A 23,843-nucleotide genomic window follows, 5' to 3' on the forward strand; every position below is an offset into this window, starting at 1 on the left:
ATGGAAATAAAACTGTTGAGTGCAAGCTTACCACAAGCTGCTTTTTCCGCGAAGCAAGTGTTAGCTAATGAAGCAAAAGTTGCTGCTATAGAAAATATTGAAATGTATTCATTGATGAAAAATGCAGGTCAGGCTGTTTTTCAGCATATAAAGCAAAAATATCTTCAAAATGAAAATGATATAGGTCAAAAAATAGCTAGCCAAAAGCTGTTAGTTATTTGTGGAAAAGGTAATAACGGTGGTGATGGGTTTGTGATTGCACGTTTAGCTGTGCAAGCTGGTTTTCAGGTTTCTGTGCTACTAACGGCAAAACCAGAAGAATTATCCGGCGATGCTTTACGCGCTTACCAAGCTTACATCAATGTTAATAAAGTTGAAAATGGCTTGATTATATTTGATCAAAAAACGGCTAATGTTGAAATGGTAGCGAATTTTCAAGGGAAGTTAATTATTGATGCACTATTTGGTATTGGTTTTAAAGGACGCCTACCAGAAACTCTAGTGACATTAGTTACTTCTATTAACCAGCATTTGGCAAAAGTGATTAGTGTTGATGTGCCTTCAGGTTTATGTGCAACTACAGGTGTTGTTGAAAATACGGCAGTCATTGCTAACAGTACTGTCACTTTTATTGCTCTAAAGTGCGGTTTAGTGACGGGACAAGCCATTAACCATGTTGGGGAAATCTATTTTGCTGATTTAGCATTAGGTCAAGCATTTACAGATCAAGTGAAGACCAATATCATGGTTTTTGGCAACGACTTTTTTGCTGCTTTACCTAAACGCAAAGCAAGCAGTCACAAAGGAAATATTGGATTATTACTGGCTGTTGGGGGCGGAGAAGGTTTTGCTGGTGCGATACGTTTGTCGGCAGAGGCGTCATTGCGCAGTGGCGCTGCATTAGTGAGTGTTTGTTGTCATAAAAATAATCGAGCATTAGTCTTTAATGGCCGCCCAGAATTAATGTTAGCGCCTAGTTGCGCAGAACAACTTGTGGGATCAATGACATTAAGTAAAGCTAAGGCTTATGTGCTTGGCCCTGGTTTGGGTCAAAATGAGTGGAGTCAGGCATTATTTGATTTAGTGCTGGCTCAAAAAAAATTATGTGTAATTGACGCCGATGGTTTGAGTTTGTTGGCGCAAGCTTACCAACAAAATTTATTAACGGATAAAATTAATAGTAACCATTGGGTTTTAACGCCACATCCCGGTGAAGCTGCAACGCTGTTAAATTGCACTGTGACAGAAATAGAGCGAGATCGTTTTAGCGCCGTAAAAAAAATAGCCCAACAATATCAATGCGTGAGCGTATTGAAAGGTGCAGGGAGTTTGATAAGTGATGGTCAACAGGTTTGGGTGAACACAACGGGTAATTCAGGCATGGCAAGCGGAGGCATGGGCGATGTGTTATCAGGTATTATTGCGGCATTGCTAATGCAAAAAAGCTCGTCAGAAAAAGGGGAGGAACTGCAAGAGCGAACTGATTTTGCAAAGCTTACAGCCTTGGCCGTTTATATTCATGGTAAGGCTGCTGACATTATTGCGCAAAAGCATGGAAAAATTGGTATGCTAGCAAGTGACCTATTGCCAGTTATACGGCAGCTTATAAATAATAAATTTTAGAAAATAATTGATGAAAGAAATGCTTACAAACAAAAACTACTTTTTAGCTGATGAATCAGCAACTATAGCTATGGGTAATAAATTAGCTGATATTGTAAAAAAAGAACTAAAACAAGGTATTGTTGTATATCTTTACGGTGATTTAGGTGCGGGAAAAACCACCTTAACTCGAGGTTTTGTGCAAGGTATGGGGCATATTGGCCACGTAAAAAGCCCAACCTATACTCTCGTTGAACCTTATGAATTACATGACTGGTTAGTTTATCATTTTGATTTATATCGCTTGTCAGATCCTGAAGAACTAGAATATATGGGCATTCGAGATTATTTTGCAGATAACTGCTGTTGCTTTATTGAGTGGCCAGAAAAGGGGCTAGGTATGATCAAGGCACCTGATTTGCGTATCGACTTAGCGTATAGTGAAGAGCAAAGAACCATCAACATACAAGCAAAGACCCCTTTGGGTGAGCTCGTAGTAAATGCGCTTAGTTAATGTGCGCTAATAGACGCAAAAGGAAAGGGCAGCAGTAAATGAATATTCGATCGTTATTATTAGCTATGTTATTAACCGTTAGTGTTTTCTTTGAAGCGCAGGGTAATAGCATCGATGGCGTTCGTGTCTGGCCAGCCCCGGAAAATACCCGTATTGTTTTTGATCTCAGTGAACAGCCTGATTATAAGTATTTCAGTTTACAGAATCCTCAGCGTTTAGTCATAGATTTTAACAACAGTAAGAATCATGTTTCGTTTAAGAATATCCTTAAAAAGGATAAACGCATAAAACTGATCCGCACCAGTAAATCGCGTATTAAAGGCACAACACGTTTAGTATTAGAATTAGCGGATAATTACTCTTTGGCTGTTTTTCCGCTTGCACCAGCTGGACAATACGGTAACCGTTTAGTGATTGATTTATTCGATGAAGAAAAAATCAACCAAGGCGACCATACCCCCAAAAACGATCATCGAGATATTCTTATTGCCATTGATGCTGGCCACGGTGGTGAGGATCCTGGTTCTATAGGGGGTAAAGGCAGCTATGAAAAACGTGTTACGTTAGCGATTGCTAAAAAACTTGCTACCTATATTAATAATGAAAAAGGCATGAAGGCGGTAATGGTGCGCGATGGAGACTATTATGTTTCGGTCGGTCGACGTAGTGAAATAGCCAGAAAAAACCAAGTGGATTTTTTAGTGTCAATTCATGCCGATGCCTTTAGAACACCTCAACCTAACGGAGCCTCAGTCTGGATTGTATCGCACAAACGGGTTGAGTCAGAAATGGCCAAATGGCTGCGTAACCGCTCGAACAACTCCGAGCTTTTAGGTGGTGGCGGTGGTGTTATTAAAAATACCCGCGATGATAACTTGGCAAAAACCTTAGCAGATATGAATAAAGAGCATTCGCAGGGTGTCAGTATTAGCATGGCGAATAGCGTACTAAAACAACTGAAAAAAATTACTAAAATGCACAAGAAAGTTCCCCAACATGGTAATTTTGGTGTGTTAAAATCTTCAGATATCCCTTCGATTTTAGTTGAAACAGGTTTTATTTCTAACCATAGAGAAGAACAGAATTTAAACTCTAGTGCTCATCAGCGCAAGCTCGCTAAAGGTATTTTTAAAGGTATTAAAGACCATTTTATGATTCAACCGCCGATGGGCAGTTATTATGCCTCTATTGAAACACGACAACATAAAATTACTCGCGGTGAATCTTTATCTGTGGTTGCACAACGCTATAGTGTTTCAGTACGAGAATTAAAAATGGCAAATAGTTTAACCTCGAATACCGTTCGCATAGGTCAAACCTTAACCATACCTCGCGCCGATTAATTTATTATAAATAGTTAACAGATCAAAATTTATGACCATAGAAATCCTTCCAGCACGCCTAGCTAACCAAATTGCTGCCGGTGAAGTCGTAGAACGTCCTTCATCAGTGGTGAAAGAGTTAGTTGAAAACAGCTTAGATGCTGGCGCAACGACCATTAAAATAGACATTGAAAAAGGTGGCGCTAAACGTATTCGTATTAGTGATAATGGCTCGGGTATTGTTAAAGATGAACTAACGTTAGCGCTAAGTCGTCATGCGACCAGTAAAATTAAAGATTTAAATGATTTAGAAGGTATTTGTAGTTTAGGGTTTCGTGGCGAAGCACTGGCAAGTATTAGCTCAGTCTCACGTTTAACGTTGACGTCAAAACCTGCTGAGCAAGAATCAGCTTGGCAAGCCATTGCCGAAGGGCGAGATATGGCGGTAGCCTTACAACCCGCTGCACATCCTAATGGCACGACCATTGATGTTGTCGACTTGTTTTTTAATACCCCCGCGAGACGAAAATTCCTTCGTACTGAAAAAACAGAGTTCACTCATATTGAAGAGGTTATTAAGCGTATCGCTTTGGCGCGCTTTGATGTTAGTTTTATTTTGTCACATAATCAGAAAGTGATTAAGCATTTTAAATCAGTCAATAATAAAAGCTTATACGCAAAACGGGTAGCACAAATTTGTGGTCAAAAGTTTATTGAGCATTCACTGGAAATTGACTGCCAGCATGGCGATTTACAATTATCAGGTTGGGTAGGGCTACCAAGCTTTGCCCGTAACCAAAATGATTTATGCTTTAGTTACGTAAATGGCCGTATGATGCGAGATAAGTTAATTAATCACGCCATTCGTCAAGCTTATAGTCATCTGTTACCTGCGGATACTTATCCGGCTTTTGTGCTGTTTCTGGTGCTTGATGTCCGAGAAGTCGATGTAAATGTTCATCCAGCAAAACATGAAGTACGGTTTCATCAAGGGCGTTATATTCATGATTTTATTTATTCGGTTTGTCATAACGCGTTAAGCGAAAATGCTAATGTTGGCTTATTGCCTGAATCAGAAGATCAACCCTCGGCTACTTTACCACTTCAGCCTGAAAGCCATGCGGTAAATTATAGACAAGACAATCAGCTTGAGTCAGATGAAACCGGGCAGCAATTAACGCGTGATTATATTAAGCCATTGACGAAAGTTACCGATGTTCAAAGCGAACCCTATCAAGGTAGCAAGCCAAGTAGTCAAAAGAATTATTCATCTTATACGCACAGTAATAACCAAGTGAGCAGAAATGCTGCGCAAGCTTATCAAACATTGATGACGCCTTTGTCTAGTGGAAAGTCAGATGAAGACAGTGCCGCTCTGCCAATACACGAGGTGAATGAAAATGAGCACTTAGTGTTAACCAAGATTATTGATGAAAAATATGCGGTGATAACGTTAGACAATGAACTACGTTTATTGGCATTAAACAAAATAGAGCAAGCGGTTAAATTCTTCGAAGTAAAAAACAGATGGCAGCATAATTTTGTTAGCCAGCCGTTACTATTGCCAATTAAGATATCGTTAACGCATGCACAAGTCACTTTTGTTGAAGCGCAGACTGATGCACTGAAAAAAATAGGTATTGTCGCGAGTGTTTTATCTAAGAGCAGCATACAAGTACGAGAGTTTCCGGCCTTGTTAAGAAATAAAGATGTAAATTTAAGTGTTAATAAGCTCTTAACACATTTGTGTTTAGAAGATGGACAAGAATTAACAAATAGTGATTGGCAACAAGCCTTTGCAAGTTTATTATCCGCTGATTCTTACGATAACCAACAAGCTAAAAGCCTACTCCGTTTGAGTCAGCAACAATTAAATCCTACCTTTGAGCAGCAGCTACGCTTGAATTCGGTATTGATAGACCTCACATCATCAATAAGAATGTTAACGAATGCTACTTAAATTGATGCCTGACGCTTTATCAACAAACAATATTGACAGTAAAAACCGTAAATTACCGCCAGTCATTTGTTTGATGGGGCCTACTGCATCAGGTAAAACAGCGTTAGCAATGGCATTACATGATGCCTTGCCATGCGATATTATCAGTGTTGATTCTGCGCTTGTTTATCGTGATATGGACATTGGTACTGCAAAACCAACAGCAGAAGAATTAGCAAAGTATCCGCATCGATTAATTAATTTAATTGATGCCAGTGAAAGTTACTCTGCCGCTGATTTTTGCCGTGACGCTTTACTAGAAATTGAGAAAATTAGGGCGAATAACCGCATACCTTTATTGGTTGGCGGTACTATGATGTATTTTAAAAGCCTGATTGATGGTATTTCGCCTCTGCCGGCGGCCGATGTAAAAATTCGCCAAGGCATAGCTGACGAAGCTGAACAATTTGGCTGGGAGAACATCCATCAACAACTTGCTAGCGTAGACCCGGTTTCTGCCGAACGTATTCACAAAAATGATCCGCAACGATTAATGCGGGCATTAGAAGTTTACCGCCTAACGGGCAAAAGTATCACCGACTTAACGAAAGTTAAGGGTGAACGACTCAGTGGTGATGTTTTACAATTTGCTATCTCACCGAAAGAGCGTAAAGATTTACATGGTCGTATTGCGCTTAGGTTTGAACAGATGATTGAACAAAATTTTGAATCAGAAGTTGTTAAGTTAAAGCAGCGTGACGATTTGCATGAAAATTTACCCGCTATTCGTTGTGTGGGTTATCGACAGATGTGGGAATATTTAGATGGTGAAGTCGACCATGATGAAATGGTTTTCAAAGGCATTTGTGCGACGCGACAACTGGCTAAACGACAGTTAACTTGGTTGAGAAATTGGCCAAATTTACAATGGTTGCATATGGAAGACGAAAATAATTTAAAACTAATTATGTCTTCAGTAAGCAAACTTTAAACCTTGATGTATAATAAAAACAGTTGCATAGTAAGTAACTAGTTTTCTAGAGAAAAAACTCTTACATACATTTATTAAAAATAACAAAAAAGGGGCCAAACAATGGCAAAGGGGCAATCTTTACAAGACCCATTTTTGAATGCTTTACGACGTGATCGCATTCCGGTAGCAATATATTTAGTTAATGGCATTAAACTACAAGGACAAGTAGAGTCCTTTGATCAATTTGTTATTTTACTTAAAAATACAGTGAGTCAAATGGTCTATAAACACGCCATTTCTACTGTTGTTCCTTCACGGGCAGTTTCTACGATGCCAGCACCACAAACTGGTGATTATAGTCAGGAACAGCAAGATTAATGATTTCGTTGAGTTTGGTTGTACACCAAATATTACGTGTCCAAAAGTTTCTTTTGGTTTAACTATTTAGTTTATAGGTAATACTCAATTGTTTGATCGTTATCAAGCAGGTGAACAAGCTATTCTTGTTCACCTCGATTTCCCTGATGAAAATGCGCGCGAAGACTTACAAGAATTTGAAATGCTTGTTAGCTCTGCGGGCGTTAACGCGCTTGCAATTGTTACAGGTAAACGTACTACACCTCATACTAAATTCTTTGTTGGTAGTGGTAAAGCTGAAGAAGTTGCCGAGGCGGTAAAGTTACATCAAGCCAATGTGGTACTTTTTAATCATGCACTTTCTCCTTCACAAGAAAAAAATATTGAAGCATTGTGTGAGTGCCGCGTTGTTGACCGAACAACACTCATCCTAGATATTTTTGCCCAGCGCGCTCGAACACATGAAGGTAAGATGCAAGTAGAACTTGCGCAATTACGTCATATGAGTACGCGTTTGATCCGTGGCTGGACACACCTTGAAAGGCAAAAAGGTGGTATTGGCCTCCGCGGGCCTGGTGAAACTCAGTTAGAAACTGATCGTCGTTTACTTCGCGACCGTATGGTAAATATTCGTAAACGCTTAGAACGTGTGGAAAAGCAACGCCAGCAAGGTAGAAGAGCAAGAACACGCGCTGAAATACCGACAATTTCTTTAGTGGGTTATACCAACGCAGGTAAATCGACGCTGTTTAATATTATTACTCAGGCAGACGTTTACGCAGCAGATCAATTATTTGCAACCTTAGATCCCACATTACGAAAAATTGAAATTGAGGATGTTGGCCGAGCAATTTTAGCTGACACCGTTGGCTTTATTCGTCATTTACCTCATGATTTAGTCGCCGCTTTTAAAGCAACATTGACTGAAACCCGTGAAGCTGAACTATTATTGCATGTCATTGATATTTCAGATGATAGGCGAACTGAAAATATTGAACAAGTTGAAACGGTTTTAAAAGAGATCGAAGCGGGCGATGTTCCGCAATTATTAATTTGTAACAAAATAGATGCTTTGGAAGATATTGAACCACGCATTGACAGAGACGATACAGGTCTACCTATACGAGTATGGTTATCTGCACAAAAAGGCATAGGGATTGAATTACTTTTTCAAGCGCTAGCTGAACGACTCGGCAAGAAAATAGTCAAGCATAACTTATGCTTACCTCCTAGCGAAGGTAAACTACGTGGTGTGTTTTATCAATTAAATTCTATTGTTGATGAACGGTATGACGAAGATGGAAATTGTTTATTGAAAATTAAATTACCTGCAAGAGAGTGGGATAGATTAATTAAACAGAGTGAAGCTGATATAGAAGGCTTTATTGAACGTAAACAGACTGATATATTACCGTAATGGGTAAATAGTAGTTTTAGCACTTATTTAAATTTATAGTTAGTGGAGAAGACCATGGCGTGGAATGAACCGGGGAATAATGATAAAGACCCCTGGAAAAAGAAAGATGATAAGAATCAAGGCCCACCAGATTTAGACGATTTACTAAAAGATATTGGTAATAAGTTTGGCGGTATTTTTGGCGGAAAATCATCAAAAGATGGCAGCAAGAAAGGCGCATCGAATGTTGGTATCGCTATTGCGCTAATCGTGGGTATTCTTGTTTATGCTTTTAGTGGTTTCTACACCATTAAAGAAGCTGAAAAAGGTATCGTATTACGTTTCGGGCAATACGATGGCACAGTTGAACCAGGTTTACGCTGGAAATGGACATTCGCCGAACGTATTATTCCTGTTGATATGCAAACAACACGCGACTTACCTGCATCTGGTTTTATGCTAACCAAAGATGAGAACGTGGTACGTGTTGAAATGCAGATACAGTATCGTGTTGTTGATGCCCGTGATTATATTTTCAGTGTTACTAATGCTGACGACAGTTTAAGCCAGTCACTAGACAGTGCTTTACGCTTCGTTATTGGTGACTCTAAAATGGATGATATTTTAACAAGTGGCCGTGAAAAAGTGCGTCAAGATGTCTGGAAAGAATTAGATGACATTATTGCCCCGTATAATCTTGGTTTAATTGTTGTCGATGTTAACTTTAAAGATGCTCGTCCTCCTGAAGAAGTCAAAGATGCTTTTGACGATGCTATTTCAGCACAAGAAGATGAAGTTCGTTTTTTACGTGAAGCCGAAGCCTATGCCCGTGGTATTGAACCAAGAGCACGTGGCCGAGTGAAACGTATGGAACAAGAGGCCATCGCTTATAAACAACAAACGGTATTAGATGCCGAAGGTGAAGTTGCTAAATTCAATAAATTACTTCCAGAATACCTTGCTGCTCCAGAAGTTACTCGCCAGCGTATGTATTTATCAACAATGGAAAATGTTTATGCCAATACCAGTAAGGTTATGGTTGATGTTGAAGGTGGCAATAACATGATGTATTTACCATTAGATAAAATGATGCAAAATCAGTCTTCTGGTCAACGTACTTTACCTGAGAGTCAAACGCGAGCGACGCAATCGATTAATACCCAAAGTACTGCGCCTGATTTATCAGGTCGTGCAGACAGATTTAACGAAGGGAGAAATTAAGCAATGAAAAACTTTATTATTGCCCTAATTGTATTATTCTCAGTATTAACCGTCTCTTCTGTTTTCATTGTTTTTGAAGGACAACGTGGTATCGTTTTTCAGTTTACAAAAATTAAACGTGATGCTAATTCAGGTGAAATGCTTGTTTATGAACCGGGTTTACACTTTAAAATACCCTTTATTAACAACGTTCGCAGACTTGATGCTCGTATTCAAACGCTCGATGAAGCGCCTGATCGCTTTGTAACATCTGAGAAAAAAGATTTAATGGTCGACTCATTTGTTAAGTGGCGTATTGTTGACTTTTCAACGTTCTACTTACGTACTTCTGGCTCAGTAGAAAATGCTCGTGCGTTATTGAAACAAAAAGTAAATAATGGTTTACGTACTGAGTTTGGTACGCGCACCATTAAAGAAATTGTTTCAGGTGACCGTGACGGCATTATGGCTAAAGCGTTAGCAAGTGCCTCAAGTAGTCGTGAAGACTTAGGTATTGAGGTTATTGATGTACGTATTAAAGCGATTAACTTACCCGCTGAAGTCAGTGCTTCTATCTATGACCGTATGCGAGCAGAGCGAACAGCTGTAGCAAAAGAGCATCGTTCTAAAGGTCAAGAGCAAGCGGAAATTATCCGTGCTACGATAGATTCTAAAGTAACTGTTATGTTAGCGACAGCACAAAAAGAAGCACAAGAAATGCGTGGTGAAGGCGATGCGTTAGCGGCTAAAGTTTATGCTGATTCATATGGACAAGATCCTGAGTTTTTCAGTTTTTACCGTAGTCTTGAAGCATATGAAAAAAGTTTTAGTAGTAAAAGTGATATCTTGGTGGTTAAACCCGATAGTGATTTCTTTAACTACTTAAAAGAAGGCGCTACAATTAAAAAGTAAGCTACTTTTTTGATAAAAAAGCCATGACTTGTCATGGCTTTTTCGTATCTGCTAGTTACCTATAGAAGTAATTGAGGAGTAATAACATGGTAGAGACACTATTAACGGTATTTGCTTTGGTACTGATTATTGAGGGGCTTATTCCTGCACTTTTTCCAAATAAGTGGCGCGACACTATGGAAAAGTTAGCGCAACAATCAAGCTTATCTATTCGTAATATTGGCATTAGCTTACTCGTCGTAGGCACATTTATTTTATGGTTACTGAGTTATTAGACTAAAGAATGACATAAAAGTTTTTCATAACCCCTTTAGTTAATTGAATATTTTTAAATTGCATTAAAAATCATCATTTATTACTTGGACTACTATTTGATTTTTGATAAAATCCCCGCCTAATTTTTTATCGAAATTGAAAACATGGGCAAAAACGTCGTAGTTCTAGGCACCCAATGGGGTGACGAAGGTAAGGGTAAGATTGTTGATTTACTCACAGATAAAGCTAAGTACGTCGTACGTTATCAAGGAGGCCATAATGCAGGTCATACTTTGGTAATAGACGGTGAAAAAACCGTACTTCATTTAATTCCATCGGGCGTATTACGTGACAATGTGAAATGTTTAATCGGCAACGGCGTAGTTTTATGCCCGAAAGCCTTGATGACAGAAATCGCAATGTTAGAAGCCAAAGGCGTTCCTGTACGTGAACGTTTACTTATTAGTGACGCTTGTCCGTTAATTCTTCCTTATCATAATGCTCTAGATGCTGCGCGAGAAATCGCTCGCGGTAATAAGCCTATTGGTACGACAGGGCGTGGTATTGGTCCAGCTTATGAAGACAAAGTTGCTCGCCGTGGTTTACGTGTTGGCGATTTAGTTTGTGCTGAGTCATTTGCGATTAAATTAAAAGAAATTGTTGATTACCATAATTTCTCTTTAGAGCATTACTACAAAGTTGCACCCGTTTGTTATGACACTGTGCTTGCTGATGCTTTATCAGTTCGTGACGTTATTCTTAAAATGGTTGCCGATGTCGCTGAAATTCTTGATCAAGCCCGTAAAAACGGCGAATCAATTATGTTTGAAGGTGCTCAAGGTACTTTACTTGATATTGATCACGGTACTTATCCTTATGTAACTTCTTCAAACACTACTGCAGGTGGCGTTGCTACTGGTTGTGGTTTTGGACCTCGTCATTTAGATTATATTTTAGGTATTACTAAAGCATACACAACACGTGTTGGCTCTGGTCCTTTCCCTACAGAATTAGATGACGAAATCGGTGAACATTTAGGTACTGTAGGCCATGAATTTGGCGCGACTACTGGACGTGAACGTCGATGTGGTTGGTTTGACGCGGTTGCTATGCACCGTGCCATTCAAGTTAACAGCGTAACAGGATTTTGTTTAACTAAACTTGATGTTTTAGACGGTTTAAAAACCCTTAAAATATGTACAGGTTACCGCACTGAAGCTGGCGACATTATTACTGTACCGCCTACAGCTGCTGAAGGTTATGACAGAATTACACCTGTTTATGAAGAAATGCCAGGTTGGTCTGAAGTTACTGTTGGCGCAACTTCTCGTGACGCTTTACCTGCTAATGCGATCGCTTACATTAAGCGTATTGAAGAATTAACAGGTGTACCGGTTGATATTATTTCAACAGGCCCAGATCGTAATGAAACCATTATTTTAGTAAACCCGTTTGCTGAGTAATTAGAGCGAATAATTTTTTTCTAAAATAAGACGAATAAAACCACCCCTGAGGTGGTTTTTTTTTACCTAAAATAAATTATTTCAATGGCCATTATTGAATATAAATTCAAAAGCAATTAATCAAGGTTATAAGCGATAGTGACAACGTTGATGAAGATTAATTATTAATTGGATAACTTAACCGATAAATTCGTTGTTGTGTATTGAAAAAAAGAAAAATCGATGGCTAAATTTTTTAAGTCAAAGAAGTTTATAAAAGTGGTCATAAAATACGGTGAATAGATTAAGCTGTATAGCGAATATTTAGTTTTATGATGTGCAATACAAAAGGGCTAAGGGTATGTTTGTTATAGCTTCTAGCACTTTTTTATATAAGAATAACGTTGGAACAAAATGTAAGATTACAATAGTATATACCCGTTACTTTTTAAAGATCACAGACAAAGGTGTATCTTGATTGATAACGAGTCTATAAAACTATGCTGTATATAAACAAAATAAAACGTGAAAAATGGCATATATAAGACAATAAATTCACCTAACGCATAGGATCAATCATGACTGACTTTCGCCAACAAGCACTTGATTACCATCAATTCCCAACACCTGGAAAAATAAGTGTTGAATTAACCACGGCCGCTGAAACTAGCCGTGATTTAGCACTCGCCTATAGCCCAGGTGTTGCTGAACCGGTTCGCGCAATTGCGGCAAATCCCGATGATGTTTACAAATATACGGGCAAAGGCAATACCGTCGCTGTTATTACCAATGGTACCGCTATTTTAGGGTTAGGTAATCTAGGTGGTATGGCGGCTAAGCCGGTAATGGAAGGCAAAGCATTATTATTTAAGCGATTTGCAGGTATTAATTCATTTGATATCGAAGTTAAACATAAGACAGTTGAAGAATTTATAAATACGGTCGCCAATATCGCTGACAGTTTTGGTGGTATTAATTTAGAAGATATTAAAGCACCAGAGTGTTTTGCTATTGAAAAAGCACTTATTGAACGTTGTAAAATACCGGTATTTCACGATGACCAACATGGTACAGCTATTGTTACCGCTGCTGGAATGATCAATGCCTTGGAAATCCAAGGTAAAAGTATTAAAGATGCCAACATTATTTGTCTTGGCGCAGGCGCAGCAGCGATTGCTTGTATGGAACTATTAATCAAATGTGGCGCTCAGCGCGAAAAAATCTACATGCTTGATACTAAAGGTGTCATTCACACCCGACGTGATGATCTTAACGAATATAAGCGTATGTTTGCTAATAATACTGATAAACGTACCCTTGAAGATGTTATCGATGGCGCAGATGTATTTGTTGGTGTTTCTGGACCTAATCTACTTTCTGCTGAGCATGTAAAATTAATGGCACCCAATCCAATTATCTTTGCTTGTTCAAACCCAGATCCTGAAATAAAACCCTCATTAGCGCTTGCTGTTCGTGATGATCTTATTATTGCTACAGGTCGCTCTGATTACCCTAACCAGGTCAATAATGTGTTATGTTTTCCTTTTATTTTTCGTGGCGCTTTAGATGTTCGCGCTAGAACGATTAACGATGAGATGAAAATTGCCGCTGTCCATGCAATTCGTGAATTAGCAAAGGAACCTGTTTCGCAAGAAGTGTTAGATGCTAGTGGTGAGAAAAGTTTGACCTTTGGTAAGGAGTATATTATTCCTAAGCCGATGGATCCACGTTTGTGTGGTCGAGTAGCGCTTGCCGTTGCTAAAGCGGCGGTTGAGTCTGGAGTGGCAGCCCTAGAATTACCTGAAAACTATATGGAATAATCAGTAGTATTTATTAATAACGCTGTAAAAGGAGAGCTCGACTCTCCTTTTTTTATTTATGACAAATAGTAGGTCATGGTGCAGTGACTACATGGACGCAGAAAGTAGGAATTAAGAAATAGGGTAACGCAGGAGCAGTTACCTCTTGTACGTCATCTATATTCCTGACAAATCATTAATACTTGCACCTCTGTAGATAATGTCACCGATGGCAAAGCATAACAATATTGAGTAGGACGAATAACAATGAAAACTTCAACGAAAGCCGTTTTACTCTCAGCACTTGTTTACCCGGGTATTGGCCAACTAATGTGTCACGCTTATCGACGGGCTACGTTATTTATTTTAAGTTTTTCTGTGACAGTATATTTGTATATTGAAGAAGTGATGAGGCAATATCAGCCACTTATTAATAAAGTTAAATCAGGTGACGTTGCGCTCAATAGCCAAGCACTGATCGCAGAGATGTCAAAAAATCCCATTATTGTTGACCCTATCTTAATGAGTATATTAACCTATACACTACTAACTTGTTGGTTATTGGCTATTGTAGATGCTTACCGTATGGGCATAAAAAAAGACGCCAGAGCGTCTTTTTGAGGAAGTGTATTAAGACCCTTAGCTACTCGTCTTCAATTTCAAATTGACTGAAGTCGGTAATACCTTTTGCTATTAAGGCTTCGCGCACACTTTTAGGTAGCATCTCTGTATTGTCTTTTGTTAAATCGCCATCATCAGGAAGAGGCTGTCCGGTAAAAGCATGCAGAAAAGCTTCACATAACAATTCGCTGTTAGTTGCATGGCGTAAGTTGTTAACTTGCCGACGAGTACGTTCATCCGTTAACACTTTCAGTACCCGCAACGGGATTGAGACCGTGATTTTTTTAACTTGCTCACTTTTTTTACCATGTTCGGCGTATGGTTTTATATAATCGCCATTCCACTTTGCCATTTAATTACCTTTGTTTAGCTAAATTACTTTTTATAAGTTAGATTTTACTGGTTGTTGGCGTTGAGTCAATAACGAATGTGTAGAAGTTTAGAAGTCTAAAGTTCTTGACCGACAAAAGTAAAGCGTTTAGAGTTATAGACGTCCAAACATCTATTTGATTTTACTGCCCGATTGGAGCAAAAAATGACAAGCAAAAAACCAGCAACATTAGCTGTTAGAGCCGGCATTAATAGTGATGAACATCACGGTGCGGTTGTTCCTGCCATTCATTTATCGAGTACTTATGCTTTAAAAGGCTTCAACAATAAGCGCCAATTTGATTATTCCAGAACAGGCAACCCCACTCGAAGCACGTTTGCACAAGCTATCGCTGATTTAGAGCAGGGTGCTGTAGGCATTGTTACCAGCACAGGAATGTCAGCGGTGCACTTAATTTGTCAGTTACTGACAACAAAAGATACGGTTGTTATTCCACATGATTGCTATGGTGGAAGTTATCGCTTGTTTACCCACCTAGCAAAACGTGGCTTATTTAATGTGCTTGTTGTTGATCAAAACGATGATCAAGCGTTAGCGCAAGCGCTTGAACAAAAGCCAAGATTAGTTTTGATTGAGTCACCCAGTAACCCATTATTACGGCTGGTTGATATAAAAAAGGTTACTCAAGCCAGTCATGCTGTTGGTGCTTTAGTGGCAGTAGATAATACGTTTCTTTCTCCCTTGTTACAGCAACCGCTATTATTAGGTGCTGATATTGTTTTTCACTCGACAACTAAATATATTAATGGTCATAGTGATGTTGTGGGTGGGGTGTTAGTAACAAAAGAAAAAGAACTGGGTGAAGAGCTAGCGTGGTGGGCAAATTGTATTGGTATTACGGGTTCACCTTTCGACAGTTATCTGGCATTACGTGGCTTAAAAACCTTACCACTGCGCATGAAACAGCATCAAGAAAATGCTAATGCTGTTGCAAAATACTTAGAAAATCATCGAGCAATTAACGCGGTATACTTTCCTGGTTTAAAAAATCACCCGGGACACGAAATTGCTAAGCGTCAGCAAAAAGATTTTGGCGCTATGATGAGTTTCGAAATAAAAGGTGGTGTTGAAGCGGTTAAAGTACTCTTTGACAACTTATCACTCTTTACCTTGGCACAGTCATTAGGTGGCGTTGAAAGTTTAATCAGTCATCCATCAACGATGACCCATGCAGGTATGGAAATTGAAGCACAAATTGCAGCGGGTATTACTCAATCTTTAATCCGAATTTCTGTCGGTATTGAAGATGTTAGTGATATTATTAATGACTTAGAACAAGCTTTATCGGCAAGCCAAATTTAAAGTTGTAGACTATTTTTAGTAGAAGAATTAATGAGTGAAAATGACACAGTCAAATACAGTAGAACAATTATCATCAGGGAATAATCAACTGGCGAAGCATGCTATTCATGTACATAAATTTGGTGGCAGTAGCTTAGCAACTACCCAATGTATTGAACGTGTGGTTGATATTATTCGTCAAAACTGTCAATTAAATGATTTAGTTGTTGTTTCGGCAAATGGAAACACTACGGATGACTTATTCAATATTTATAAACTCGCACTTGAAGAAAGTGACGAGCTGTTTTTGGCTATTGAAACACTAGAGAAATCACAAAGCACATTAATTGGTGAGTTATTGAACCCTAGCAGTGCAGCAGACCTTATCAAGGTTTTGTCTGATGATATAACACAATTAACGGCTTGGTTATCTGATCAGCCAAGCCAACACCATGCAGATATGCTGGCATTTGGTGAGCTGTGGTCGGCGCGTTTATTATCGGCGGTGTTAAGTGAAAAAGTTTGTCCAAGTTATGCTATTGATGCGCGTGACTTTCTGGTTATCAATAATGATAAAGACTGTGCAGTCGACAATCAGCAAAGTAGTCAAAATTTTCAGCAGAACTTACAAAAAGGAAAGTTGGCGGTTATTACTGGCTATATCACTAAAAATTCTCAAGGTGAAACCTGTACTTTAGGTCGTAATGGTAGTGACTATTCAGCAACAATTATTGCATCACTGTCGGGCGCGCTGAATGTTACCCTATGGACTGACGTTGATGGCATTTATAGTGCCGATCCTCGTATTGTACCACTTGCCCGTAAATTACATCGCTTACCTAATGGTGTCGCGAAAGAATTAGGCCGCTTAGGTAACCCGGTTCTGCATGCAAAAACCTTACAGCCGCTCACTAACCACAGCACACACCTTCATGTAGCAAGTAGCTTTGATCCTGAAATTTCTGGTACAGAGATAGGAAAATTTGGTCAAATTGCTAAACAGGAATTGTCGGTTACCTCGCTTAACGATCTGTTACTGGTAAAATCGACCAGTTTAGCCGGTTCGTTTGGTGAACAAGCCAGTAATGAGTTTTCTGCGATATGTAGTGATGTTCAGCAAGGCTTTATGGTTATCCACCAAACACAACAAAAATTAGTGAGTCAGTGGCTGGCGAGTCATGATACCGAAGTATCATTCACACCGGTGTCGATTATAGCGATTGTTGGTCATAGTGTGGTAAATCAAGGTAATATCCAAGCGCGTTTTAAACGTGCCCTTAAACATACTCATGTACTGCAGGTGGTGAACTCGTTAAGTGAGCATAGTATTATCGCCATTCTTCAGCAGAGTTGTACCGGTGAGTTACTTAATAATGTTCATTATGATATGACTAAAGACGCTCGACACATAGGTGTTGTTGTTTCAGGGCTTGGTAATATAGGTCAACGATTTTTAGACTTGTTACCCGCGCAACTCAATCGAGTCTCTGTGTTAGAGAACGTTCATTTAGTCGGTTTAGTCACTTCTAAAAAAGCACTGCTTAATACCGATGGTATCGATGTTAATCAAGCAATGTCGCTTTATGAAAGAGATGCTACGCCTTGTGATAATGTCTTATTGATGTCGTGGTTAACGAACCATCCTTACGACGAATTAATTGTTGTCGATATCACCCCTAGCGAACATTTTAGTGATTTATACAGTGAGTTCTTTAAAGAAGGTATTCATGTTATTGGTGCCAATAAATGGGCGGCTTCTGCCAGTACCGCTCGTTATAATGACTTAGTATTAACCGCGGCTGAAAATAAAAGCTTATGGTTAGGCAGTACTACTGTTGGCGCCGGTTTACCGGTTAACTTTGCCATTAACGATTTATTGAAAAGTGGCGATAAGATAACGGAAATATCAGGAATTTTTTCAGGCACGCTTTCTTGGCTATTTGAAACCTATGATGCCAGTGTACCGTTTTCAACCTTATTAATGGATGCCTTATCTCAAGGGATCACTGAACCCGATCCACGAGAAGATCTGTCTGGGCGAGACGTGCAACGAAAATTACTGATCTTAGCGCGTATGGCAGGTTTTGAATTATCACTTGATGATATTGAATGCGAAAATTTAGTGCCAGAATCCTTACAAGGGTTATCAACGACAGAATTTTTAGCAAAGTCAGCAGACTTGGACAGTTACTTTGCTGAACAACTCACTAGCGCATCTAAACAGCAAGCCTGTATTCGTTATATTGCAAAATTCTGTGTCAACGAACAAGGCCAATTGAGCGCTAAGGTTTATCTTGCGACGCTTGCTAAGAATGATCCTTTTGCCTCTTTAACTCCGGGTGATAATATCTTTTTAATTAAGAGCCATTGGTATCAAGATAACCCCCTTATTATTCGTGGACCAGGCGCGGGTCGTGATGTTACCGCGGGTGGCCTACATTCAGACTTAGTGAGTATTTGCCAGCAACTGGCCGGTAAAAAACACCAAGTTAAAATCAAAGGTCTAAGTTAAATTAGCATAATCTAGCTATCATCATTATTACTACACTAAGGCATTAATACGCTAAATGAGAAAAAGCACAACTTGTAGGTTGTGCTTTTTCTCAATCGATACTAATAAACACTTGTCTGTTATCGCATTATTAACTAGCATTTAGATAATTAAAAAAAGTAGCTACTTAGCACAGGCACCAAGTTGTATTTACATGGAAAATAAAACCTATAGCGACAGCTATTTTACCAGCCAAGTAAAAAGTCTTTTAAGCAGAATTTATGGCCACAGCCAATTAAATGATTCCGTTCTTGAGCGTGCGATTGAGTACTATGAAAAACAATCTTTTATTGAGCATAAGTTAGATGAGCTCAAGCAAAATATTGAAAAAGTTAGTCGGCAAACAGCCACGGATAAAGCTAAAGCTTTACGGGTAAGACTCGAACGTGAACAACGCAATTATTACGAGGAATTGCGCTTTGAACGTAATGAGCGTCATCAACACCTCTATAAACTCTGTAAAGAGATCATCAAGTTGTCTGAGGGTGATTGCTTTGAAGACAGTAATCGTAAATCTAGCCAGCTTTTAGGTACCATACAATTAGTGAGCCCCACCCAGGGGCGAAAAATTGCTTTAACCAACGAGCAACATAAACCGCTTTATAAAAGCGTGTTATGTTTGCGTTTACTTGACCGACTATGCATGGATCAACATATTGTTGAGCCCTATATCAAAAGTGCTTTGGGGGATATCAACGCAGAGCAATATCAAACGTTGGCTGAAGATAATCCCGAGGCCTATCAAGCCTTTGTAGAGAAAGTAAAAATTCCACTGGTCATGGCGGCGCTATTACAAGATATCGGTAATAGCCACCCCGAGTCGCTAGCCATTTTGCGTGGTGCAGATTATCAAAAAGATCCTCATCGAACCTTACCTATTGAAGAGCGTAAAGCACTCTTACAAATAAATTATCGAGAAACGGTTAAGTATCTTATTGATGGTATTGGCGCCGGTATATATATTGGTAATTCAAAAAAAGATCGCGACGAGCACAATGTCGTTGAGCATAAAAAATTATTGTTCATTAAGCATTTACTCAAAAGTGCCGTCAACCCAAAAAAGGGTATTGGCAACCTTCTTAAAGTACCACAAATATACAGTTCTATTATCTTGTCGACAAAAGATAGCTATAACTACAAATTATTACCGAAAGTTTATTATGTTCTTAATCAAAACGCGGAGCGGGGAGCTTGTTGTCAAGCAGTGGTTAATGCACTGACAAAAATTACTGGCCATTTTCCACAAGGTTATGGTGTTACCTATGTCCCGTATGAGCAAGATATTAACGACCGCTATGAATATGCCATCGTTAGCCAGCTTTATCCTGCAAATGCTGATTATCCTATTTGCCGAACGGCAACACGCAACTTAGCCTTCATAAGTCATGGACAAGAGATAGTCATTAAAAAATCTGCTAATTTATATTTTACTGAAACCGCTAAAAGTTTCTCTACTATCAGTAAAGAGCGCCTCCATGAAATCTTAGAGTTGTTAGTGTCAAACTCCCATGAGCGTAAACAACTAGATCTACTTCCTCGCTGTTGGCAGCCAGGAGAATTCTTTTCAGTCAATATTAATCAAAAGCTGTGGAACAAAGCTAAATAACGTTAAAGTCTTTGCTTTTATAACGCCATAGTGAAAACACTTAGCAAGTTAAGTAATTAGACTTACCCTGTTGTTGTTATCAAAGAGGGATATTTACAGTCAATATTAATCAAAAGCTGTGGAACAAAGCTAAATAACGTTAAAGTCTTTGCTTTTATAACGCCATAATGAAAACACTTAGCAAGTTAAGTAAGTAGACTTACCCTGTTGTTGTTACCAAAGAGGGATATTTACAGTAAATATTAATCAAAAGCTGTGGAACAAAGCTAAATAACGTTAAAGTCTTTGCTTTTATAACGCCATAGTGAAAACACTTAGCAAGTTAAGTAAGTAGACTTACCCTGTTGTTGTTACCAAAGAGGGATATTTACAGTAAATATTAATCAAAAACTGTCAAATAAGGCTAAATAACCATAATGCTTTTTCACTGTCTGTTAAAGTTCAGGTAAAATGGCGTTTATTACTTTGCATAACTTTGGAATATCTCGTGAGCGATCAAGAAAAAAGACTGAATAAATTTATCAGTGAATCAGGTTACTGCTCGCGCCGAGCTGCTGATAAGTTGATTGAAGAAAGTCGAGTTACGATCAATGGTAAAACCCCTGAGTTAGGTACTAAGGTACAAGCGGGTGATGTGGTTTTTGTTGATGGTAAGCAAATTGGTGCTATGCCGGCTAATAAATCTGACCGGGTTTACATTGCTTATAACAAGCCAGTGGGTATTACCTGTACGACCGAGTTACATGTTAGAGGTAATATTATTGACGCTATTGGTCACAAAGAAAGGATCTTTCCGATAGGGCGCTTAGATAAGCCTTCAGAAGGATTAATTTTCTTGACCAGTGATGGTGATATCGTTAATAAAATTTTGCGCGCTGAAAATGCCCATGACAAAGAGTATATTGTCACGGTTGATAAACCCATCAGTGAGCGCTTTATCCAACGGATGTCAAAAGGTGTACCTATACTGGGAACCATCACTAAACCCTGTCTTGTTAAAGTAGAAAGTAAATTTGTTTTTCGTATTATCTTAACGCAAGGCTTAAATCGTCAAATTCGTCGGATGTGTGAATATTTAGATTACGAGGTTTTACAGCTGAAACGTTCGCGTATTATGAGTGTCGAGCTGGGTGATTTACGACCAGGACAATGGCGAGACTTAACCACAGCGGAAATGGTTGAAATTAATGCAGCGGTAGCCACGTCGACGAAAACAGCTTTACCAAAAGAAATCGATGAATCGGGTGATCCATGGGCAACCGTTATTGCAGTAACAGACATAGAAAATGATGTTAAAAAATAAAGCTTAGTGATACTAAACGTTAATTACGTTTGGTTTTTAAGACAATAAAAAAGGACGCCTAAGCGTCCTTTTTTTGTTTTCTTACTTTAATGCTTACTATTTTCTAGCAGCATCTTTTGCTTCTTTAGCTGCTTTAACTTCAGCGATAACAACTTCTGCTACGTTATTAGGACAAGGCATGTAGTGAGAGAATTCCATTGAGAATTGACCACGACCTGATGTCATTGTACGTAATGTTCCGATGTAACCAAACATTTCTGAAAGAGGTACGTCAGCTTTAATACGAACACCAGAAACACCTGCGTCTTGACCTGCGATCATGCCACGACGACGGTTTAAATCACCAATAACATCACCAACGTGATCATCAGGCGTAAACACATCAACTTTCATGATAGGTTCGATTAACTGTGCACCAGCTTTTGGAATTGACTGACGGAAAGCACCACGAGCAGCAAGTTCAAAGGCAACAGCAGATGAATCAACCGCGTGGAAACCACCATCGTATAATTCAATTTCAACGTCAAGTACAGGGAAGCCAGCAAGAACACCAGTATCCATCATGCCTTTGAAGCCTTTCTCGATTGCTGGGAAGAATTCCTTAGGAACATTACCACCAACAACAACAGAGCTGAATACGAAACCAGTACCAGGTTCGCCGGGCTTAATACGGTAATCAATTTTACCAAACTGACCAGAACCACCAGATTGTTTCTTATGTGTGTAAGAATCTTCAATTGCGGTAGTGATTGTTTCACGGTACGCAACTTGTGGCTTACCAACTTCTAATTCAACACCGTAAGTACGTTTTAAAATATCTACTTTGATATCTAAGTGAAGCTCACCCATACCAGATAAAATCGTTTCACCTGAATCGATATCAGTTTCAACTTTAAAAGTAGGATCTTCTGCAACCATTTTACCGATAGCTAGACCCATCTTCTCAGTTGAACCTTTATCTTTAGGTGTTACAGAGATTGAAATTACCGGCTTAGGAAATACCATAGCTTCTAGAACGATAGGGTGCTTAGGATCACATAATGTGTGGCCCGTCTGAACATTGCTCTTCATACCAACAATCGCGATGATATCACCAGCTTGTGCTGAAGTAAGTTCGTTACGGTCATCAGCTTGCATTTCACACATACGTCCAACACGCTCAGTTTTACCTGTAGCAGCGTTAAGAATGGTATCGCCTTTCTTCAATGTACCTGAATAGATACGTACGAAAGTTAATGTACCAAAACGGTCATCAGTGATTTTGAATGCTAACGCTTTGAATGTTTCTTCTGCAGAAACGATTGCGAATTCGCCATTAGGCGTGCCTTCTTCATCAGTAAGTGGTTGAGGATTAACATCCGTAGGTGAAGGCAAGTAATCAACAACAGCATCAAGAATTAATTGAATACCTTTGTTTTTAAATGCAGATGCACCGTAAGTTGGGAAGAAAGTCATATCACGAGTACCAGTACGGATACACGCTTTGATTTGTTCTGTAGTAGGAACCATTTCCCCTTCTAAGAACTCCATCAACATATCTTCATCAACTTCTAAAGCTGTTTCGATTAACTGTATACGGTACTCAGCAGCTTTTTCTACCATATCCGCTGGAATATCAGTAATTTCATAGTTTTCTGGAAGACCTGTGTCATCCCAGATGTAAGCTTTTTCGCTAAGAAGGTCAACAACACCAACAAAGTCATCTTCTTCGCCAATTGGCAAAGTCATAATAAGTGGCGTAGCACCTAAAACGTTTTTAACTTGCTTACAAACACGGTAGAAATCAGCGCCTAAACGGTCAAGTTTGTTGATCATGATAATACGAGCAACTTTTGAGTCGTTCGCGTAACGCCAGTTAGTTTCTGATTGTGGTTCAACACCACCAGAACCACAGAATACGCCGATACCACCATCAAGTACTTTAAGTGAACGGTAAACTTCAACAGTGAAGTCAACGTGACCAGGAGTATCGATGACATTGAAACGGTGATCGTTCCAAAAACAGCTTACCGCAGCAGACTGTATGGTAATACCGCGCTCAGCTTCTTGTTCCATGAAGTCAGTGGTAGATTCACCATCATGTACTTCACCAGTTTTATGGATCTGACCGGTTAATTTAAGGATACGTTCAGTTGTTGTGGTTTTACCAGCATCAACGTGAGCGAAGATACCAATATTTCTATATTTAGATAAATCTGCCATTACTTTACTCTATTTAAGTCGCTACTAAAAAAGCGGAATTGTTGAAAATTTGCGCGCGAGTATACCATTAGTAAGTTCAAACAAAAATAAAAAATGAAAATTAATTAATAACAGTGATAAAAAGTTGGGCTGATCTGACGGTGTTTTATCGTGAATTTATGGCATTAATTATCGAAT

The 23,843-nt window shown here is 39.0% G+C and carries 19 protein-coding genes; 17 read left to right on the forward strand and 2 right to left on the reverse strand.

Annotation, left to right across the window (positions count from 1 at the left end):
* The 13 genes from H4J69_RS02280 to H4J69_RS02340 all read left to right on the forward strand — a co-directional run bounded on the left by H4J69_RS02280 (nt 1) and on the right by H4J69_RS02340 (nt 14,332).
* On the forward strand, nt 1-1,623 hold the full coding sequence (locus H4J69_RS02280; protein WP_182244301.1) for an NAD(P)H-hydrate dehydratase: 1,623 nt from the start codon (nt 1-3) through the stop codon (nt 1,621-1,623).
* 19 nt (nt 1,624-1,642) lie between these two features.
* Nucleotides 1,643-2,116, forward strand: a complete 474-nt coding sequence (gene tsaE, locus H4J69_RS02285) for a tRNA (adenosine(37)-N6)-threonylcarbamoyltransferase complex ATPase subunit type 1 TsaE (RefSeq protein WP_404842494.1) — start codon at nt 1,643-1,645, stop codon at nt 2,114-2,116.
* 38 nt (nt 2,117-2,154) lie between these two features.
* Entirely contained in the window at nt 2,155-3,459 is a 1,305-nt protein-coding gene (locus H4J69_RS02290) for an N-acetylmuramoyl-L-alanine amidase (protein ID WP_182230691.1), read from the forward strand.
* Nucleotides 3,460-3,490: 31 nt separating this feature from the next.
* The gene (mutL, locus tag H4J69_RS02295; RefSeq protein WP_182244300.1) at nt 3,491-5,398 is read left to right on the forward strand and encodes a DNA mismatch repair endonuclease MutL; all 1,908 of its coding nucleotides are present in this window, start codon (nt 3,491-3,493) and stop codon (nt 5,396-5,398) included.
* Between the two features lie 4 nt (nt 5,399-5,402).
* The gene (gene miaA, locus H4J69_RS02300) at nt 5,403-6,368 is read left to right on the forward strand and encodes a tRNA (adenosine(37)-N6)-dimethylallyltransferase MiaA (protein ID WP_182244317.1); all 966 of its coding nucleotides are present in this window, start codon (nt 5,403-5,405) and stop codon (nt 6,366-6,368) included.
* Between the two features lie 102 nt (nt 6,369-6,470).
* Nucleotides 6,471-6,728, forward strand: coding sequence for an RNA chaperone Hfq (hfq, locus tag H4J69_RS02305; RefSeq protein WP_070375096.1), 258 nt, complete (start codon nt 6,471-6,473; stop codon nt 6,726-6,728).
* Between the two features lie 88 nt (nt 6,729-6,816).
* Entirely contained in the window at nt 6,817-8,124 is a 1,308-nt protein-coding gene (hflX, locus tag H4J69_RS02310) for a ribosome rescue GTPase HflX (protein ID WP_182216096.1), read from the forward strand.
* A gap of 54 nt (nt 8,125-8,178) precedes the next feature.
* Complete coding sequence (hflK, locus tag H4J69_RS02315; RefSeq protein ID WP_182216098.1) at nt 8,179-9,324, forward strand: FtsH protease activity modulator HflK; 1,146 nt, start codon at nt 8,179-8,181, stop codon at nt 9,322-9,324.
* 3 nt (nt 9,325-9,327) lie between these two features.
* Entirely contained in the window at nt 9,328-10,215 is an 888-nt protein-coding gene (hflC, locus tag H4J69_RS02320) for a protease modulator HflC (protein WP_182216100.1), read from the forward strand.
* An 86-nt stretch (nt 10,216-10,301) separates the two neighbouring features.
* The gene (locus tag H4J69_RS02325; protein WP_182244299.1) at nt 10,302-10,490 is read left to right on the forward strand and encodes a DUF2065 domain-containing protein; all 189 of its coding nucleotides are present in this window, start codon (nt 10,302-10,304) and stop codon (nt 10,488-10,490) included.
* 144 nt (nt 10,491-10,634) lie between these two features.
* Complete coding sequence (locus H4J69_RS02330; protein WP_182216102.1) at nt 10,635-11,933, forward strand: adenylosuccinate synthase; 1,299 nt, start codon at nt 10,635-10,637, stop codon at nt 11,931-11,933.
* 557 nt (nt 11,934-12,490) lie between these two features.
* Entirely contained in the window at nt 12,491-13,732 is a 1,242-nt protein-coding gene (locus H4J69_RS02335) for a malic enzyme-like NAD(P)-binding protein (RefSeq protein WP_182217248.1), read from the forward strand.
* A gap of 246 nt (nt 13,733-13,978) precedes the next feature.
* Nucleotides 13,979-14,332, forward strand: coding sequence for a hypothetical protein (locus tag H4J69_RS02340; RefSeq protein WP_182244298.1), 354 nt, complete (start codon nt 13,979-13,981; stop codon nt 14,330-14,332).
* A gap of 22 nt (nt 14,333-14,354) precedes the next feature.
* Here the strand turns inward: H4J69_RS02340 and metJ are convergent, their stop codons facing one another.
* Nucleotides 14,355-14,684, reverse strand: coding sequence for a met regulon transcriptional regulator MetJ (gene metJ / locus H4J69_RS02345; protein WP_070375088.1), 330 nt, complete (start codon nt 14,682-14,684; stop codon nt 14,355-14,357).
* A 183-nt stretch (nt 14,685-14,867) separates the two neighbouring features.
* Between metJ and metB the strand changes: the two genes are divergently transcribed.
* The 4 genes from metB to rluF all read left to right on the forward strand — a co-directional run bounded on the left by metB (nt 14,868) and on the right by rluF (nt 21,464).
* A complete protein-coding gene (gene metB, locus H4J69_RS02350; RefSeq protein ID WP_182221530.1) occupies nt 14,868-16,025 on the forward strand; it encodes a cystathionine gamma-synthase in 1,158 nt (385 codons plus the stop codon).
* A 40-nt stretch (nt 16,026-16,065) separates the two neighbouring features.
* Nucleotides 16,066-18,516 carry a bifunctional aspartate kinase/homoserine dehydrogenase II gene (gene metL / locus H4J69_RS02355; protein WP_182244297.1) on the forward strand — a complete coding sequence of 817 codons (2,451 nt, stop codon included), beginning with the start codon at nt 16,066-16,068 and terminating at the stop codon, nt 18,514-18,516.
* Nucleotides 18,517-18,709: 193 nt separating this feature from the next.
* Nucleotides 18,710-20,161: a hypothetical protein gene (locus H4J69_RS02360; RefSeq protein ID WP_182244296.1), complete on the forward strand. Its 1,452-nt coding sequence runs from the start codon at nt 18,710-18,712 to the stop codon at nt 20,159-20,161.
* A gap of 487 nt (nt 20,162-20,648) precedes the next feature.
* Nucleotides 20,649-21,464 carry a 23S rRNA pseudouridine(2604) synthase RluF gene (gene rluF / locus H4J69_RS02365; protein ID WP_083277955.1) on the forward strand — a complete coding sequence of 272 codons (816 nt, stop codon included), beginning with the start codon at nt 20,649-20,651 and terminating at the stop codon, nt 21,462-21,464.
* A gap of 96 nt (nt 21,465-21,560) precedes the next feature.
* Here the strand turns inward: rluF and fusA are convergent, their stop codons facing one another.
* Nucleotides 21,561-23,666, reverse strand: coding sequence for an elongation factor G (fusA, locus tag H4J69_RS02370; RefSeq protein ID WP_070375085.1), 2,106 nt, complete (start codon nt 23,664-23,666; stop codon nt 21,561-21,563).
* Nucleotides 23,667-23,843 lie beyond the last annotated feature (177 nt).

This window comes from Colwellia sp. BRX10-9, from assembly GCF_014077405.1.
Taxonomy (GTDB): Bacteria; Pseudomonadota; Gammaproteobacteria; order Enterobacterales; family Alteromonadaceae; genus Colwellia_A.